This window comes from Algoriphagus litoralis (genome assembly GCF_003259255.1).
Lineage (GTDB): Bacteria > Bacteroidota > Bacteroidia > Cytophagales > Cyclobacteriaceae > Algoriphagus > Algoriphagus litoralis.
On record NZ_QGOL01000002.1, the window covers coordinates 581338 to 599361 of the forward strand.

At 45.4% G+C, this 18024-nt stretch carries 12 protein-coding genes; 11 read left to right on the plus strand and 1 reads right to left on the minus strand.

The window, feature by feature from the left end:
* The first annotated feature begins 71 nt into the window (after nucleotides 1-71).
* The 9 genes from DK188_RS02440 to DK188_RS02480 all read left to right on the plus strand — a co-directional run bounded on the left by DK188_RS02440 (nucleotide 72) and on the right by DK188_RS02480 (nucleotide 14684).
* Nucleotides 72-725 carry a Tll0287-like domain-containing protein gene (locus DK188_RS02440; protein WP_111669184.1) on the plus strand — a complete coding sequence of 218 codons (654 nt, stop codon included), beginning with the start codon at nucleotides 72-74 and terminating at the stop codon, nucleotides 723-725.
* 273 nt (nucleotides 726-998) lie between these two features.
* Complete coding sequence (locus DK188_RS02445; protein ID WP_111669185.1) at nucleotides 999-4169, plus strand: SusC/RagA family TonB-linked outer membrane protein; 3171 nt, start codon at nucleotides 999-1001, stop codon at nucleotides 4167-4169.
* A gap of 12 nt (nucleotides 4170-4181) precedes the next feature.
* A complete protein-coding gene (locus DK188_RS02450; RefSeq protein ID WP_111669186.1) occupies nucleotides 4182-6035 on the plus strand; it encodes a RagB/SusD family nutrient uptake outer membrane protein in 1854 nt (617 codons plus the stop codon).
* A 57-nt stretch (nucleotides 6036-6092) separates the two neighbouring features.
* A complete protein-coding gene (locus DK188_RS02455; RefSeq protein WP_111669187.1) occupies nucleotides 6093-9446 on the plus strand; it encodes a VCBS repeat-containing protein in 3354 nt (1117 codons plus the stop codon).
* A gap of 132 nt (nucleotides 9447-9578) precedes the next feature.
* A complete protein-coding gene (locus DK188_RS02460) occupies nucleotides 9579-10535 on the plus strand; it encodes a formylglycine-generating enzyme family protein (RefSeq protein WP_111669384.1) in 957 nt (318 codons plus the stop codon).
* Nucleotides 10536-10556: 21 nt separating this feature from the next.
* On the plus strand, nucleotides 10557-11870 hold the full coding sequence (locus DK188_RS02465; protein WP_111669188.1) for a Gfo/Idh/MocA family protein: 1314 nt from the start codon (nucleotides 10557-10559) through the stop codon (nucleotides 11868-11870).
* Between the two features lie 2 nt (nucleotides 11871-11872).
* Nucleotides 11873-12787: a hydroxypyruvate isomerase family protein gene (locus DK188_RS02470; RefSeq protein ID WP_111669189.1), complete on the plus strand. Its 915-nt coding sequence runs from the start codon at nucleotides 11873-11875 to the stop codon at nucleotides 12785-12787.
* Nucleotides 12784-13785 (plus strand): WD40/YVTN/BNR-like repeat-containing protein, encoded by a 1002-nt coding sequence (locus DK188_RS02475; protein WP_111669190.1) that lies wholly within the window; start codon nucleotides 12784-12786, stop codon nucleotides 13783-13785. Before DK188_RS02470 ends, DK188_RS02475 begins: the two co-directional genes overlap by 4 nt.
* A 164-nt stretch (nucleotides 13786-13949) precedes the next feature.
* The gene (locus DK188_RS02480; protein ID WP_111669191.1) at nucleotides 13950-14684 is read left to right on the plus strand and encodes a 1-(5-phosphoribosyl)-5-[(5-phosphoribosylamino)methylideneamino]imidazole-4-carboxamide isomerase; all 735 of its coding nucleotides are present in this window, start codon (nucleotides 13950-13952) and stop codon (nucleotides 14682-14684) included.
* Nucleotides 14685-14761: 77 nt separating this feature from the next.
* Here DK188_RS02480 and DK188_RS02485 read toward each other — a convergent pair whose 3' ends face one another.
* On the minus strand, nucleotides 14762-16099 hold the full coding sequence (locus DK188_RS02485; protein ID WP_111669192.1) for an amidohydrolase family protein: 1338 nt from the start codon (nucleotides 16097-16099) through the stop codon (nucleotides 14762-14764).
* Between the two features lie 86 nt (nucleotides 16100-16185).
* On the opposite strand from DK188_RS02485, the gene DK188_RS02490 reads away from it, so the two are divergent.
* Together DK188_RS02490 and DK188_RS02495 are read left to right on the plus strand one after the other, a co-directional pair.
* Nucleotides 16186-16896 (plus strand): SAM-dependent methyltransferase, encoded by a 711-nt coding sequence (locus DK188_RS02490; RefSeq protein ID WP_111669193.1) that lies wholly within the window; start codon nucleotides 16186-16188, stop codon nucleotides 16894-16896.
* Nucleotides 16897-16901: 5 nt separating this feature from the next.
* A complete protein-coding gene (locus tag DK188_RS02495) occupies nucleotides 16902-17972 on the plus strand; it encodes a dipeptidase (RefSeq protein WP_111669194.1) in 1071 nt (356 codons plus the stop codon).
* Nucleotides 17973-18024 lie beyond the last annotated feature (52 nt).

Consider the following 18024-nt stretch of genomic DNA (forward strand, 5'->3'; position numbering starts at 1 on the left):
AGAAGATAATCTTGCGTAAAGCACTGTATTCAAATAAGGACAGATAAATTTAAAGTATAATTCAATTAATCATGAAAAAGGCAGTTTTATCAATAGCAATTCTGGTAATCATAGCAGCTTGTGGTCCCCAAGAAAGGATATCCTCCGAAACATTCAAGAAAGTAAACGAATCCATGGAAGTAAAGCGCCTGGTCGAGTCTGAAATCATCAACGAGGCGATGATCTGGGGCGATTCGATTTCTAAGGAAGCACAACAATCCTTGATCACTAGTCTTCAGGATGCGATTGCTCTAAATGGCGTACCTGGAGCTATTGATTTTTGCAATATTCAGGCTCTTCCCATTTTATCGGATTTAAGCCAAAAATATGGAGTTCAAGTGCGGCGTGCATCAAATCGCTACCGAAATCCCTCGGATCAGCCTACCGACGAGGAAAAACCAATCTTGGAGGCCTATGAATTCAATGCGGAAAATGGGAACAAAAGCGATCCCAACATCCAAAAAGTCGAAAATGGAGAGGTTTTTTTATATACCAAGCCCATCGTGATTCCAGGTGGAATGTGCCTTAGCTGTCATGGTGACCCAAAATCTGAAATCAATGAAGCAACGCTCCAGAAGTTGTCCCAGCTCTACCCTGAGGACAAAGCCAAAGGGCATAAAGTCGGAGACCTGAGGGGTATGTGGTCTATCAGAATTCCAAAAAGTGAGGTGGTAAAGAGGCTATAAATTTGAATCTGTATGGCAAATTATACTTTTTTTCAAAAACAGTATTTTTTTGATTAAGTCTGTTTCATTATTGAAAAAAAATATAAATAATTCAAGAAAAAAAATTGTTTTATTGTTCTTTATCCTTAATTAATTCAAAAAAAATAAAAACCGTTAGAATAAACAGCAAAATACAGTCAGTTTTTAAATACAAACAGTTAGATTTTTAGGTGAAAAATCAGGCAATTTGGATCATTGATTTATTTTATAATTTTCATTAACCCAAAATTGCCTATGAAAATCTCTACCAGTGTCAGGCTGACCTGCCTGACATTTTTGATGTGCCTATTCTATTTTGGCACTGCACAGGCCCAGACCAAGGAGGTGTCTGGTGTTGTAATTTCCGGCGAGGATAATTTGCCCTTACCAGGGGTTTCTATCCTTCTAAAAGGTACCACTTCTGGTACGGTAACAGATGTCGACGGGAAATTTAAAATAGCCGTCAGTTCTGATCAGTCTGTTCTTGTTTTTTCCTTTATTGGTTTCCAGACTCAGGAAGTGGTGGTTGGAGCACAGAGTGAATTCACTATCACTCTTGGCCCCGACATGAAATCACTGGAAGAGGTGATCGTAGTGGGCTATGGGGAGCAGAAGAAAGAAACGATCACAGGCTCTGTGGCCACAGTCAAAGGAGGAGAACTTGCCAAATCTCCCGCCGTCAACCTGTCCAATTCCATTGCCGGACGTATGCCAGGTGTTGTAGCAGTCAACCGTAGCGGTGAGCCAGGTTATGATGGATCTTCTATCCGTATCCGAGGATCAAATACTTTGGGGAACAATGACGCATTGATCGTCATCGATGGGATTCCAGCCAGAGCAGGCGGTATTGATCGATTGAATCCAAATGATATTGAGAGCATCTCTGTACTCAAAGATGCCTCTGCTGCAATCTACGGATCAAGAGCTGCGAACGGCGTCATCCTCGTGACCACCAAAAGAGGAAAAAGCGGCGTTCCTGAGTTGACTTTCCAAGTCAATCAAGGTTGGGCCCAACCTACGGTAGTACCTGACTTGGCTGATGCTGCACAATATGCAGGAATGCTCAATGATCTGGATATATACGCTTTGCCAGTGAGCGAATGGAACGCTGCCAATGAAGCGTACAAGCAAAACGGAGAATACCTCCGACCAAATGGTCAAATCCGAAATGCACCTTATACTCCTGAAGAGTTGGAACTTTATCGTAATGGCTCTGATCCCTGGTTTTACCCCAATACGGACTGGTATTCTGCCACACTCAAAGAATGGTCTCCTCAGACTCGAATGAATGCGCAATTGGTAGGTGGAAGCGATAAAGTACGCTACATGACTTCAATAGGCTATCAAAATCAAGATGGGTACTACAAGCAGTCGGCTACAGGATTTAAGCAATATGATATCCGACTGAACCTCGATGCCGATGTGAACAAATACATCAAAGTAGGAGTAGGTATTCTGGCGAGGGAGGAGCAGCGATTCTTCCCGACAAGAGGGGCTGGCGCTATTTTCCGTATGCAGATGAGAGGTAAGCCTAATCAGCCAGCTTTCTGGCCAAATGGGCTACCGGGTCCTGATATTGAAAACGGTGAGAACCCAGTGGTGATCACTACAAATCAGACTGGATATGACCGTGACACGCGTGATTATTTTCAAACCAATGGTACACTGGAGATCAAAATACCCGGTGTAGAAGGATTGAAAATTACAGGTACTGCCGCAGTGGATAAGACCATGCGATTCTTAAAAAGATGGGAAACACCATGGACACTATACCAGCTAGGCTCAGGATTTGAGGCGGATGGAGTGACACCAGTGTTGGTACCGTCCAAGAGAGGTCCGGCCGAACCACGCTTATCGCAGGGGAATGAGAATACACTAAACATTCTGTTGGGAACCGTGGCTTCTTATGACAGAGTCATCGCAGAGAATCATACCATCAACATTTTGGCAGGTTTCAATAAGGAGACTGTAGAAGGTAATAACTTCAATGCCTTTAGAAGATATTTCATTTCTTCTGCAATTGACCAACTGTTTGCTGGTGGGGATTTGGAGAAAAATAACGGCGGTAGTGCATTTGAACGTGCACGTTTGAATTACTTCGGCCGGGCATCCTACAATTACAAAGAGAAGTATCTGGCAGAGTTTCTTTGGAGATATGACGGATCCTATATTTTCCCTGAAAATACCCGATATGGATTTTTCCCAGGGATCATGTTGGGTTGGGTTGTTTCCGATGAGAATTTCTGGAAAAACAGCCTTGGAAAAACCTTTGACTTTTTCAAAATCAGAGGATCATGGGGCCAGCTCGGAAACGATCAAATCTTCTTCAATGGAGTCCTTCAGGAATACCAGTTCCTATCCACATATGGCTTTAGCTCCTACATCGCCAATGGGACTGAGGTAAAAACCTTGTTTGAAACTCGTGTGCCAAACAATGCTATTACTTGGGAGATCGCCAACAATTCCAACTTAGGATTTGAAGGTCAATTTCTCCAGGGCAAAGTATTCTTTGAATTTGATGTCTTCTACAATAAAAGAACCAACATCCTCTGGAGAAAAAATGCCTCTGTTCCTCAAAGTACGGGCTTGATCTTACCTGCTGAAAACATCGGTGAAGTCGAGAACAAGGGATTTGATCTCAATCTGGGCTACCGAGGAAATATTGGAGATATGACTTTCTCTGTCGGTGTCAATGGAGGTTATGCTAAAAACAAAATTCTGTTCTGGGATGAAGCTCCGGGAGCTCCCGAATGGCAACGTTCTACTGGCAAGCCGATGAACACGTTTTTGGTTTACCAATATGATGGTGTTTTCGCTACACAGGAAGACATCGATTCAGAGTCTTTGGATTACTCAGCTATCACCAATAACCTCCGGCCTGGAGATATGAAGTATAAAGATTGGGATGGAGATGGAGCGATTACAGACAAAGACCGGGTGAGAATGGACAACAATGATATTCCATTGTTTCAAGGTGGGATGACCATGAATTTCGCATTCAAAAACTTTGACTTGGCCGTACTATTTCAAGGGGCGGCAGGAGCAAGACAGTACGTGAGTGCAGGTGAATCTGGAAACATTGGAAATTACTTGTTGGAAATCCACGACAACAGATGGACTATTGATAATCCAAGCAGCGTGCATCCGAGAATAGCCAATAGAAGTGATCAGTATTACTCTGGAGGAAACACCTATTGGTTTAGAAACACGGATTATATCCGTCTGAAAAACGTAGAACTAGGCTATAATTTCCCTGCGCACCTCTCTGAGAAAGTGGGAGTACGGAACCTTAGAATCTATGCGAATGGACTCAATCTGTTGACTTGGGATAAGTTTGGTGCATTTGACCCTGAATCAAATAGCTCCACTGGACAGTATTACCCTCAGGCCAGAATTATCAGCACAGGAATTAATGTCACATTCTAACATTTGGAACACATGAAAAGAATCAATAAATATTTTGCTTTTCTGCTCGCAGCTTGCTTCACCTTGACAGCATGTAACGATGACTTTCTGAATACCAAGCCCTTGGGTGAGGTGGATGAGACAAGCGTATGGACAGATCTTGCTTTAGCAGAAGCATTCGTGGTAGGTATCTACCAAGGTCTGGGTAATGGCGGTTTTGACGAGCAAATGCTCGCTTCGCTGACTGATGAAGCTATCTTCACTCACCCGGGCCGTGGGATCAATACGATCACCGAAGCCAGATCCAATCCCGCCGATATTGGCTGGGTTAATGGGACTTTGGCCTGGAATTCTATGTATTCGAGGATCAGAGCGGCAAATCTTGCCATAGAAAAGCTTACAGACCCTGATTTTCCTCATTCAGGAGCAACTGCTGACCGTTTAATCGCTGAGGCTAAATTTATGAGAGCCTATTATTATCACCAGTTATTAAGATACTATGGTGGTTTTCCGATCATCGATTTTGCATACACCTTGGACGCAGAGACATTTGAAATCCCGCGCAACACCTTTGAGGAATGTGTCAATTTCATCGTAGCGGATCTTGATGAAGCAGCTAATCTGCTCATAGGGAAATCTGCCATCCGTGGTCGAGCGACCCAGGCATCAGCTTTGGCTCTAAAGTCCAGAGTACTTCTGTACGCAGCCAGCGATCTTCATGATGGCCCTACTGCATCTTCCAAGTCCGCAGATCTAGCTTCTTATGGCAACCTTGAAATCTTGGCGTATACTTCCGGCAATAGAACCGAGAGATGGCAAAAGGCTCAGGCTGCAGCTAAAGCAGTTTTGGATATCACTTCAGGAAACCAAATGGGGCTTTCGGCTCCAGTAGCTCATGAAGATGGAATCCAGACCTATATCAATAACTCAATGGCGAGAAATGGTGGTGAGTCTGAGATTCTTTTGGGTCGGTATTTTATCAATCTGAAAACCGAAAACGGCGGTCGGCAAGGCCTATTTAATGGTCCAAACGGCTACAACAACTGGGCTGGAAATACTCCGGTACAATTGCTTGTCGATGATTATGAAATGATGGACGGCACTTCCTTCTCTTGGGATAACCCTGAACATGCAGCTGCTCCTTATGACAACAGAGATGCTCGATTCTACGCTTCAGTTCTTTATGATGGAGCCCAGTGGAAGCCTAGATCTTCTGCCAATCAACCCCGGGATCCATTGGGTCAGATCCAGACTGGAACCTACGAAGTAGTCTCTGGAGGAGAAGTAGTTCCCCATTTCGGATTGGATACTAGAAACAGTCCGATCGAAGACTGGAATGGATCCTACACCGGCTATTATTTCCGCAAGTTCATTGATGCCAATCCCGCCATTGTGGATCAGAATACATGGCAGGAAGTTCCTTGGCCAGTATTGAGATATACAGAGGCGGTGTTGAATTATGTGGAAGCCTCCATAGAATTGGGACAGGAAGATGAGGCTAAAGCCTGGCTAAATCAGATTAGGTATCGAGTCGGTCAGCCTGCGATCACGGAAACAGGAGAAGCGCTCAAAGAGCGATACAGAAACGAGCGACGAATAGAGATGGCTTATGAAGAGCAGCGCTATCACGATGTACGTCGTTGGATGATTGCTGAAGAAACGCTGGGAAGACAGGCAAACGGCATCAACATCACCGGTACCCTCAAGCCAGGTCAGTCGCTCAGTACATACAGATATGATCCCACGGTCTACAATTATGTCTACAAAGTAATCGACATGGATCCGGGTAAGGAAAACCGTAAATGGTTGGATAAGATGTATTATCTACCCATCCACCGGGACGAAATGAACCGAAATGCACAACTGGTTCAGAATCCGGGATACTAAAAATCCTGATTAACTTGTCTGAGCTATCCCATCTGGGGTAGCTCAGATTTTATTTCTATGAAGCATTTTAATACACCCTGTTGGCTGATCCTCCTTGCATGGATGATTTTTTCCTGCGAAAAAGAAAATCAGCAAAATCAAATTGAGGATTCTGAAGCCATAGATCCCATATTTCAACTACTTAATCCTGATTCGACAGGAATTACTTTTTCAAATCCGATCGAGGAAAATCTCAATTTAAACGTACTCATGTATGAATACCTCTACAATGGTGGAGGAGTAGCCATCGGAGATCTCAATCAAGATGGATGGGATGACATTTACTTTTCGGCAAATGTGGGGCAGAATCAACTGTACCTCAATGAAGGCGATCTGAAGTTTAAAGATATCACCCAAGTTTCAGGAGCCTCCGGTAGACCGGGGCCATGGAAGACAGGCGTTGTTTTGGTGGATATTAATGGGGACAAAAAGCTGGATATCTACCTTTGTCACTCTGGCGCTTTGCAACCTGAAAAGCGGAAAAATGAGCTCTTTATCAATCAAGGAAATGATGCCAATGGCATTCCCCAATTCAAAGAAATGGCCGAGGAGTATGGCATAGCCTCCCAGTCCACCTCTACCTCAGCAGCTTTTTTCGACTTTGATCTCGACGGAGATTTAGATCTCTTTCTATTGAATCACAATACCAAATCAATTCAGAATTTTGATCCATCTGTCACCAAAAAGCTTCTGACTGAAAAGCACGAAGCAGGTTCTCAGCTCTTTGAAAATCAAAATGGAAAGTTTGTTGAGATCACTCAAAAAGCTGGAATTTCAAGTTCTAGCCTTTCCTATGGCTTGGGTGTGTCCGTGGCCGATGTGACTGGAGATGGATGGCCGGATATCTACATAGGCAACGACTACTCTATGCCGGACTACCTGTATATCAATCAGCAAGACGGGACATTTCGGGATGAAATCCAGACTATGCTGGATCATGTCTCTCATTTTTCGATGGGTAATGACATCGCTGACATCAATAATGATGGCTTGCTGGATATTTTTACGCTTGACATGCTTCCGGAGGATAATTTGAGACAAAAGCTCCTCCTTTCTCCCGATAATTTCGAAATGTTTCAGTTGAATCTGGACAGGGGGTTTTACTATCAATACATGCGAAACATGCTGCATATCAATGCAGGAGATGGGACTTTTCAGGAAGTTGGACAGCTCTCGGGCATCTCCAATACTGACTGGTCTTGGGCAGCACTTTTTTCTGATTTTGATCTCGATGGGTGGAAAGATATCTACATCACCAACGGCTATCTGAGGGATTACAACAATCAGGACTTTTTGAAATACATGGATAACTATGTCAGGACTTCCGGCGGACAGTTGAAGCGGGAGGATTTGCTCAATCTGGTCAAATCCATGAGTTCTTCCAATTTGAAAAATTACACCTTTAGGAATAATGGTGATCTGACCTTCGAAAATGTAAGTCAGGCATGGGGCCTTGCCCAAAACGGTAACAGCAACGGTGCAGCCTATGCTGACCTCGACAATGATGGTGATCTTGATCTAGTCATCAACAATATTAATTCCCCAGCTTTTGTCTATGAAAATCTCGCGGTGCAAAAGCAAAAGGGAAATTTTCTAAAGATCGAGCTAAATGGGGAAGGGAAAAATACCCAGGGCCAAGGTGCTTTGGTTTCCTTGTTTTCCAAGGGGAAAGTACAAGTTCAGGAGCAAAATCTCTATCGCGGATTCCAATCTTCCGTTTCTCCCAAATTGATATTTGGCTTGGGGCAGAATTCAGGGGTTGATTCCGTTCAGGTGACTTGGCCAGGAGGGGAAGTTTCCAGACTTTTCAACATTGAAGTCAATCAATCTATCGTGATTTCCCAAGCAGAAGCACAGAAAGTTCCAAAATCCAAACCTATCAAAATTGATCCTTTGCTGGCTTCAGTTGGCAAACTTGACGTTCCAAAAGCTTTAGAAGTAAATGATTTCAAGCGTCAGCCTCTGTTAAGTTTTGGAATATCCGGCAATGGAAAAGCGATGCTTGCAGAGGATTTCAACTCAGATGGAAATCCAGACATTTTCATAGGGGGTGGGGCAGGAGTAAGCGGCAGAATATTTTTTGGCCAAAAAAACGGGCAGTTTGGAATACCTGATTCCACAGCATTTTATACCTCTGCTGGGTCTGAAGACAGCGATGCCTTGAGTTTTGATGCCAATAGCGATGGATTTCCGGATCTGTTAGTGACCAGTGGAGGCATGCATCAATTTTCCAATGGAGATTCAAAGTTTCAAGATCGCCTGTATCTCAATGACGGCAAGGGGAAATTTACTCTTTCTCCAAACTCACTTCCCACTGAAGCTTTTGCAACAGGCTCAGCTATTATTCTTGATTTCAATGGTGACAGCATATCCGACATTTTTGTCGGAGCTAGGGTCATTTCCGGCCAGTATCCGACTTCTTCAGGAGCCAGGATTTGGATTGGCGATGGACAGGGGAATTTCACTGACCAAACCGATCAGTTGGTTCCAGAATTCAAAAACTTGGGCATGATCACAGATTCAGGCGTCGCAGATTTGAATGGTGACGGACAGGAGGAGCTGGTCCTAGTAGGCGATGCCATGCCGATTTCTATCTTTTCCAAGACAGAAAATCGCTGGATCAATACCACAACAACCTACTTCGAAACACCTCAGGTCGGATTTTGGTCTGATTTGCTGATTGGTGATTGGGATGGTGATGGCAAGCCAGAGCTTTTTGTGGGCAATCACGGACGGAATTCCCAGCTATTTTCATCCGAAGAACAGCCCATGGAATTGCTTTACAAAGACTTTGATGGCAATGGATCCACCGATGCAATCCTGAGTTATTACATTCAGGGCGAAAAATATCCTTCAGCCAGCCGCGACGAGGTTTTGGGTCAGGTTCTGTTTTTGAAGAAGAGATACCTTGATTTCAAAAGCTTCTCTGAGGTGAAAATGGATGAGCTTTTTACTCCTAAAGAGCGAGAAGATAGTCGCTCTATTTTCATCAATCGGCTTGAAACCAGCTATTTTGCTTTGGATCAAAATTCAAAATTTCAGCCCAAATCTCTTCCTTTGGCAGCCCAGTTTTCACCGGTTTTCGCCGCTGCAGCTGTAGATTTGAATCAGGATGGAAACTTAGACCTGATTTTTGGAGGGAACCTGTTTGATACCAAACTCAAATTTGGGAAATACGACGCCAATCATGGAACAGTATTTCTAGGTGATGGGAAGGGAAGCTTCCAATCAACAAGTTCAATGGAATCCGGTCTCGCTCTTAAGGGTGAAATAAGAAAAATTGAGGTACTTGGTGATTATTTGCTTTTCTATCTGAAAGACAGCGGAATTCATGTTTTTAAGCGCCATTTATCAAAAGAAATACCTCAGTAAAATCAGAATACAGTAATTTAAATTTGTAATTGCCCCGGCGTAACCCTGAATTCGAGCTTGACCGAAAAGTTATTCACAAGAATGATTATCTGAAATGCGAGATTGCAAATGGCCGCGAAAAAATATAGTCAAATGAAAAAGTACCTTGCTGCAACAGGCTTGTTGCTCATGAGCTTCCAGGTGAATCAAGATGATGTCTTTGAAGCCTATACCCAAAAAATACCCGGAACAGAGGTCACTTTCGACCTTACACCTATACCTGCCGGTTCATTTTTGATGGGCTCGAATGATCAGCAGTTTCCTGATCAAAATCCAGCACATGAGGTGAAAATCGATGCCTTCTGGATCGGTGTACATGAGGTGACTTGGGATGCTTTTGAGCTTTTTCTGGATAAGCATTACGAAGAATCAATGACCGAAGGTGGATTGGAGGAGCGGGTAGATGGATTGACGCGTCCCAGCTTGCCATACCTTGATATGACTTTTGGGATGGGAAAAGAAGGCAAGCCTGCCGTAGGAATGACACAATACGGAGCCCTTCAATTTTGCCATTGGCTGTATTTGAAGACCGGTATTTTCTACAGAATTCCAACAGAGGCTGAGTGGGAATATGCCGCAAGAGCAGGATCAAAAGAGCGATTTTTCTTCGGTGATGATGCTTCCAAACTTTCCGAATTTGCTTGGACCAAAGCAAACAGTGAGGGAAGTACTCAGCCAGTAGGCAAAAAGAAACCCAATGCATGGGGACTTTTCGATGTTTATGGAAATGTTCAAGAGTGGACTATGGATCTTTACGAACCCGATTTTTATACCAGGTCAGGCAAGGATAATCCACTTAATAAAGCGGACAAACTTTATCCCCATGTTGTTCGGGGAGGTAGTTTTAAAACTGCAGAGGATCAGATCGGCTCAGCTTACCGAAGCCCATCGGACCCGGCTTGGAAGCGCATCGATCCCCAAATCCCAAAAAGTCAATGGTGGTTTCCAGAGGCGCCGTTTATCGGCCTGAGGATCGTAAGACCGCTTATTCCACCTTCTCCAGAGGAAATCCAAGCTTATTATAACCAAGAGCCAATCGCAGATTATTAACAACCCTAATTAACCATATCTATGAAAAACTTGAATTCCAGAAGGGATTTTATCAAGACCTCCGCCCTCGTCACAGGTGGGATATTGGCCCCTTCATTTATCGTTCCAGGGGCATATGCTGCTCCTGCCAATGAATTGAAACTGGCAGTAATCGGCTGTGGCGGCCGGGGAACAGGCGCAGTATTTCAGGCTTTTGAGACAGGACATCCGATCAAACTCGTTGCAATGGCGGATGCATTTCAAGATCGATTGGACAATAGCTACAAGGCGATTTTTGACAAGTATGGCAAAGACAAAGTGGATGTACCTGTAGAAAAACGTTTTGTAGGATTTGATGGGTATAAGAAAGCCATGGCAGAGGCAGATGTAGTCATTCTGGCCGCACCTCCAGGCTTCCGTCCCTCCCATTTTGAAGAGGCGGTGAACCAGGGGAAGCAGATTTTTGCTGAAAAGCCGATGGCTACAGACGCAGCAGGTATCCGAAAGGTGTTGGCAGCAGCCGAAGTTGCCAAGGCCAAAAAATTGAATGTGGTGGTAGGTCTGCAGCGTCACTATCAGAATAACTATCGGGAGGTGATGAAGCGGGTGCACAATGGTGACCTCGGAGAAATCATTGGTGGACAGGTGTACTGGAACGATGGAGGAGTTTGGGTGCGCGAGCGGAAGCCCGAGCAGACCGAGATGGAATACCAGATGCGAAATTGGTATTACTTCAACTGGCTCTGCGGAGATCATATCGTAGAGCAGCATGTGCACAATATTGATATCGCCAACTGGGCTAAAAACGCTTACCCAGTCAAAGCAGAGGGAACAGGTGGGCGAGCTGTCCGCACAGGCAAAGACCATGGAGAAATTTTTGATCACCACGTCCTGACTTTCACCTATGCGGATGGGTCAGTGATCCATTCGGAGTGTCGTCATTTCCCGGGTGCCGCAAACCGTGTCGATGAAACCTTCCAAGGAACCAAAGGAAAAGTATTTCTAAGTGCAGGAAATCACGGCGTGATGACCGATTGGAAAGGCAATCCCATCTACACCCATGATCGGGAAAATCAACCAAATCCGTACCAGCAAGAGCACGATGAGCTTTGGGCCACTTTGGTCAAAGGCGAATACAAGTTTGCTGATGCCGAAAACGCTGCGAAATCCACTATGACAGCCATTATGGGCCGCTATGCCACCTATTCCGGCAAAGTGTTGACTTGGGATGAAGCGCTAAATGGATCGATTGATTTGTTCCCAGATACATTAGCATGGGATGCCATGCCAAAGATCCTTCCTGGCGATGATGGATATTATCCACATGCAATTCCGGGTAAATCTAAAGTGGTGTAATCATGGAAAGAAGAGGATTTATCAAACGGATGGGCTTGGGAAGCGCCATTCTAGGAGCAACTGGCGCGATGAGTATTCCGGCAATAGCAGGAGAAAAAGTGAAGGCTCCCACGTTCAATATGGACTTTGCACCGCATTTCGGGATGTTTAGAAATTCTGCCCCGGGAGGAATCGTCGACGAGCTGAAATTCATGGCAGATCAGGGATTCCGTTCTTTGGAAGATAATGGGATGCTCAAAAGATCAGTAGCAGATCAGGAGTTGATCGGAAAAACGCTCAATGACCTTGGCATGCGAATGGGCGTCTTTGTCATTGATGGCGGCGACAACTGGAAAGTATCTCTGACTACAGGCAAGCAGGAATTTTTGGACGTGTTCCTGAAAACCTGCCGGGAATCTGTGGAGGTAGCCAAGCGGGTTGGAGCCAAATGGGCAACGGTTGTTCCGGGGTATTTTGAGCGGAATCTCCCCATGGGTGTGCAGACTGGAAACGTCATCGAAGCCTTGAAACGGGGTGCTGAAATACTGGAGCCTGCTGGCTTGACCATGGTGTTGGAGCCGTTGAGTGATAATCCGGATCTTTTTCTTCGCCATGCAGACCAGACGTACATGATCTGCAAAGCAGTGGATAGTCCGAGCTGCAAGATCCTCTACGACATCTACCACATGCAGCGTAACGAAGGAAACCTAATCGCGACGATGGAGAAGACTTGGAGTGAAATCGCTTACATCCAGATCGGAGATAATCCGGGAAGAAAAGAACCGGGCACCGGAGAGATTCATTACGGGAATGTTTTCAAGTACATTCATTCCAAAGGATTTAATGGCGTCATGGGTATGGAGCATGGGAATGCGCTACCGGGTGTCGAGGGAGAAAAAGCCCTGATCGAGGCCTACAGAAAAGTGGATATTGTATGAAGCTAAAGCTTCTTTTGATGATTGGACTGATTTGGGCAAATTTTTGCCATGCCCAAACAATCCAATGGAAAGAACTAGAAACACCTGTGAAAGCCTCCCTGAGGGGGCTTTCACCCGTTTCGGACAGGATTTGCTGGGCAAGCGGAAGCGGTGGAACCTGGCTCAAGACCACCGATGGAGGTGAGACTTGGGAGACTGGAGTGATTGCTGGATTGGATACGGTGGATTTTCGTTCGATTCATGCTTTTGATGAAAATACCGCTGTAGTTGCTTCTGCCGGTCAGCCAGCTGTCATTTACAGAACGGTGAATGGAGGCCAATCTTGGGAAAAAGTCCACCAAGAAGGTCCAGAAGCATTTTTTGACGGGATTACCTTCCTAAACGAAAGCAAAGGCTTTATCATCGGCGATCCCGTCGGCGGAAAATGGATGATCTTGGAGACCTCAGATGGAGGTAAAAGCTGGAAATCATTGGAAAATTTGCCTGCTGCCGAAGTGGGAGAAGCAGCTTTTGCTGCAAGTGCCTCATCGATGATTGTGACAAAAAAAGGACTGTTATTTGGTACAGGAGGTGCTGTTTCAAATCTTCATCAGTATGATTTCCAAAGTGAAAGCTGGAAAAAAACAAGAACCCCTATTTTGCAGGGAGAAGCTTCACAAGGAATTTTTGCACTTGTGGAGGCAGGTAAAGGGGTGATTGCTGTAGGAGGAGATTACACCAAACTTGATTTTAGGGAGAAAAATGCATTTCGGATAAATGGTAAATCCATCCAACTACCTAAAGAATCCCCACTGGGCTATCGGTCTGGAATTGCCTTTTTGCCCATTAAAAAACTAACCCTTGCTGTGGGCCCTTCTGGCTCGGATTTATCAAAAGACAATGGAATGACTTGGGTTAATTTTTCCTCGGTAGGGTATCATGCTGTCAGGATTTCACCGGATCAGAAATCAGTTTGGGCGTCGGGTGGACAGGGAAGGATCGGGCTTTTGAAACATTGATAAAAAATTAAGGCTAGCATTAGTTAAGTTTCATAATTTCCGCTTGATCTTTTCTGAAAATTTAAAGTTTTGGCTTTCCCTGCTTTTTATACCACCGCTCAGTAGTATATTTATCCGAGAAATTAGCTCGAATACAATCCAAAAACTGACGAATCGTATCACCCATGTTTGAAATAATCCCCTCCATTTGGATAATTGACGGAAAATGTGTCCGGTTGAAAAGAGGCGATTTTGCGACTCAGGAAGTGATTTCCAACAATCCTCTTGAGATTGCCCAAACTTTTGAAGGCATCGGTATCAAGCGTCTGCATTTGGTAGACTTGGATGGGGCCAGACGTGGAGAGCCCAAAAACTACCACATCTTGGAAGCCATTGCTGGATATACTGACCTTTTGGTAGACTTTACCGGAGGTATTTCTACAGACGGAGATGTGATCAAGTGTTTTGAGTTTGGAGCCAAAACGGTCACCATCGCTTCTGCTGCAGCCAACCATCCGGAGCGATTTGCTCAATTTATTCTATCCTACGGTCGTGAAAAAATCAATCTGGCTGCGGATATTAATCCTGCGGATCATAAAATCAAAATCAAAGGTTGGCTCAAAAAGACAGAAATCGATTTGTTTGATCACATCGAATTTTTCTATGATCGAGGTTTGAAGTATTTGAAATGCTCAGATGTGACCCGAGATGGAGTGATGGAAGGACCAAATTTTGGGCTTTACAAAGAAATTATGGAGAAATTCCCCTCCATCCATATTGCCGCCTCAGGTGGGGTAAGGGGTATTGACGATTTCAAAAAAATCCGTGACCTCGGCCTAGCAGCAGCTGTTTTTGGACGGGCATACTATGAAGGCAAGATAAGCATCGGCGACCTGGAGAAATTTCTTCAGGAGTCCTAAAAAAAAAAGAGGCAATTGCCTCTTTTTTTATGTCAATTCTGGAAAGCAACTTGAAAGTTCTAGTCAAAAGATTGGAATTACTTCACCTGTTTCCCATGCTTCATCACCAGATCCACATCCTGTAGCAGGTTGATGTAGCGAAGGACGTCCCCACGCACGGCGATGATGTCGGCGTATTTTCCTTCAGAGATCGTTCCGTAATCCTTATCTACTTTCATGGCCACCGCAGGCCAGTAGGTCGCAGCTTTGATTGTCAGGAGTGGATCCATGCCAAAATGATTGACCCAAACATCGAGTTCGTTCCAGGTGCTTTGGCTGTGAAACTTCATGGGAATGCCGCTGTCCGTACCCACGAGCATCACCACGCCGCTTTCTTTCAATTGCGCAAACTTTCGATCCAGAGTGGGCTTTCTCACCGGAGTCAACTGGAAGTAAGACATCCTTCCCGGAAAGCGTAGCGAAGCACGGATATCCCTAATAATCGAATCCGGCAAACCCAAGTGCCATGACGTGTCGTCCAGCTTTTCGGGATTGTCGCGTACGTATTCGTAATTGAAGAGTCCCTCCACAGTCGGTGTCCAGAAGAGTGGACCAAGGTTCATTTTGGCTGCCCGCTCTTTCATCATCCGCATGATGTCTTCGGGATATTCCGGAGCAGAACTCAGGCCTGTATGCTCAAAGTTGTCCACGCCTATCTGAAGTCCGATGCGGATTTCGTCAGGGCGGTGAGAGTGACCTACGACCATTTTACCGTACTTGTGCGCTTCATCTACCACGGCTTGGGCTTCCTCCAAGGTCATCTGATCCTGATCGATCAGCTTGATCACATCAACTCCTGCGTCGATTAGTTTTTTGACTTTGGCCCGGGCATCGGCGGCCCCATTCACTCCCCAGCGGAAAGCTTCGGTATTGGGATAAGGAGCTTTTTGGATAAAAGGACCAGACACATAGATCGTCGGGCCGGGAATTTCACCCTTGTTGATCCGGTTGCGAACGTTAATGCTAGCTTCTAAAGGCGCTCCCAAATCTCTGGCACTGGTCACTCCTGCCATCAACAGTTGATGCGCAGAAGAAGGCATGATCACCGACTCAAACACATCGATATAGGTGCTGTCCCAGTGGGTGTAGTCGCTGTGTCCATTGAGCATGAGGTGCACGTGCATGTCCCAAAGGCCTGGAAGAACGCTCATTCCCTCGGTAGAAATAATCTCTGCACCGGCGGGAATTGCCAAACTTCCCACTTGGCCGATAGCTTTGATCCGCTCTCCTTCGACAATAATGACCGAGTTACGAATCGGTGTACCTCCAAAACCGTCGATCAGGGTGCCACCGACAAGGGCTTTGAGATTTTGGGAAAAGGAATGGGAGGTTATCAAAAAGAAGAAAAACAAGAGGGTGTATTTCTGAAGATTCATAGGATTAATGGCTTTGATATGATTTTAAAAGGTAATGAATTTGGGCTTTAAATTTTAACTTTCGCCCTCATTCCAAGTTTGCAAAAATGCCCAAAGGAAAACTTTTCTTAATCCCCAATGTCCTCGCCGATAATACGGCACATTGGGTGATTTCGCCCCAAGTACAAGAAGTCATCGCGCATACCAAGATCTTTTTGGTCGAAAATCCCCGCTCTGCCCGTCGCTATATCTCCAGCCTGAAGCTTGGAGTGAATCTGGAAGAAGTGCACATGGAGGTGTTAGACAAAGGAACTCCGCCAGAATCCATCAACCGACTCATGCAGCCCCTAATGAACGGGGCCGATATCGGCGTAATTTCCGAAGCGGGCTGTCCGGGAATCGCCGACCCGGGATCCTTGGCAGTCGCCTATGCTCACCAAAAGGGAATTCAAGTCGTCCCGATTTCAGGGCCGAGTTCCATGTTTTTGGCACTGATGGGGTCTGGATTTTCAGGGCAGTCTTTTGCTTTTCATGGATATTTGCCCATAGATAAAAAAGAACGAGCTGCGGCATTGAGAAAATTGGAGTCCGAATCCCTTCGGGAAAAGCGGGCCCAGATTTTTATGGAAACTCCCTTTCGGAACAATCAGATGCTCGAAGAAGTCTTGGGTACCCTTTCAGGAAATACCAAGCTCTGCATCGCAAAAAATCTGACCGCAGCAGACGAATTGGTCCAGACTAAAACCATCTCCGAATGGAAAAATTTCCCTCTTGATCTTCATAAAATCCCAACCGTTTTTGTTCTCCAATCCTTCTAATAGCCATGTTTACGATAGACGCGCACCTCGACCTAAGTATGAATGCCCTCGAATGGAATCGGGATCTGACCAGACCGGTCTCAGAAATCAATGCCCGGGAAAAAGGTCTGTTCGACAAACCTGATCGGGGAAATTCAACCGTTTCACTACCTGAGCTGCGCAAAGGAAACATCGGTCTGGTCGTCGCGACACAGATTGCTCGCTTTGTGGCGCCGGAAAATCCCCTTCCGGGTTGGCATTCTCCAGAGCAGGCTTGGGCTCAGACTCAGGGACAATTGGCTTGGTATCGTGCCATGGTAGAAAAGCGAGAAATGACCCAAATCCGGGATTGGAATGAGTTGGAAGCGCACTTGGCTCACTGGAACCTAAGTGAGGACAAAAGCCAAATGCCAGTGGGATTTATCCTTTCACTGGAGGGTGCTGACTCGATCGTGAATCTCGATTATCTGGAGAAAGCCTACGAAAGCGGTCTCCGCGCCTTAGGTCCGGCACATTATGGCCCAGGGAGATATGCTTTTGGTACCGATTCTTCCGCGCCCTTGAGTCAGCAGGGAAAAGAGTTGGTGAAGAAAATGGACCAACTGGGGATCATTCTCGATGCGACACATCTCTGTGATTTGGCGTTTTGGGATGCTTTGGAGATTTACCAAGGTCCCGTTTGGGCCAGTCACAACAACTGCCGAGCGCTCGTCGATCACAATCGGCAATTTTCAGATGAAATGATCAAAGCACTGGTAGACCGTGGAGCTGTAATCGGAGGGGCATTTGATGCCTGGATGCTCAGTCCGGGTTGGGTGCGGGGAAAAAGTACACCCGAAGAGCGCAACGTCACTATCTCAACTGTTTTGGATCATTTGGATCATATCTGCCAAGTCGCAGGCAACGCCAATCACATCGGGATAGGTTCTGACTTGGATGGAGCATTTGGCACAGAGCAGAGTCCTGCAGATCTGGAAACTATATCAGATCTACAGAAAATACCTGAATTGCTTCGCCTTCGGGGCTATTCAGATTCCGATGTTCAAAAAGTGATGCATGGGAATTGGTTGAATTTTTTGAAGAAAGCCTGGGGATAATCACATAATAATTGAATTATATTGATAAGAATGGTTTGTTTTATTAGTCCCA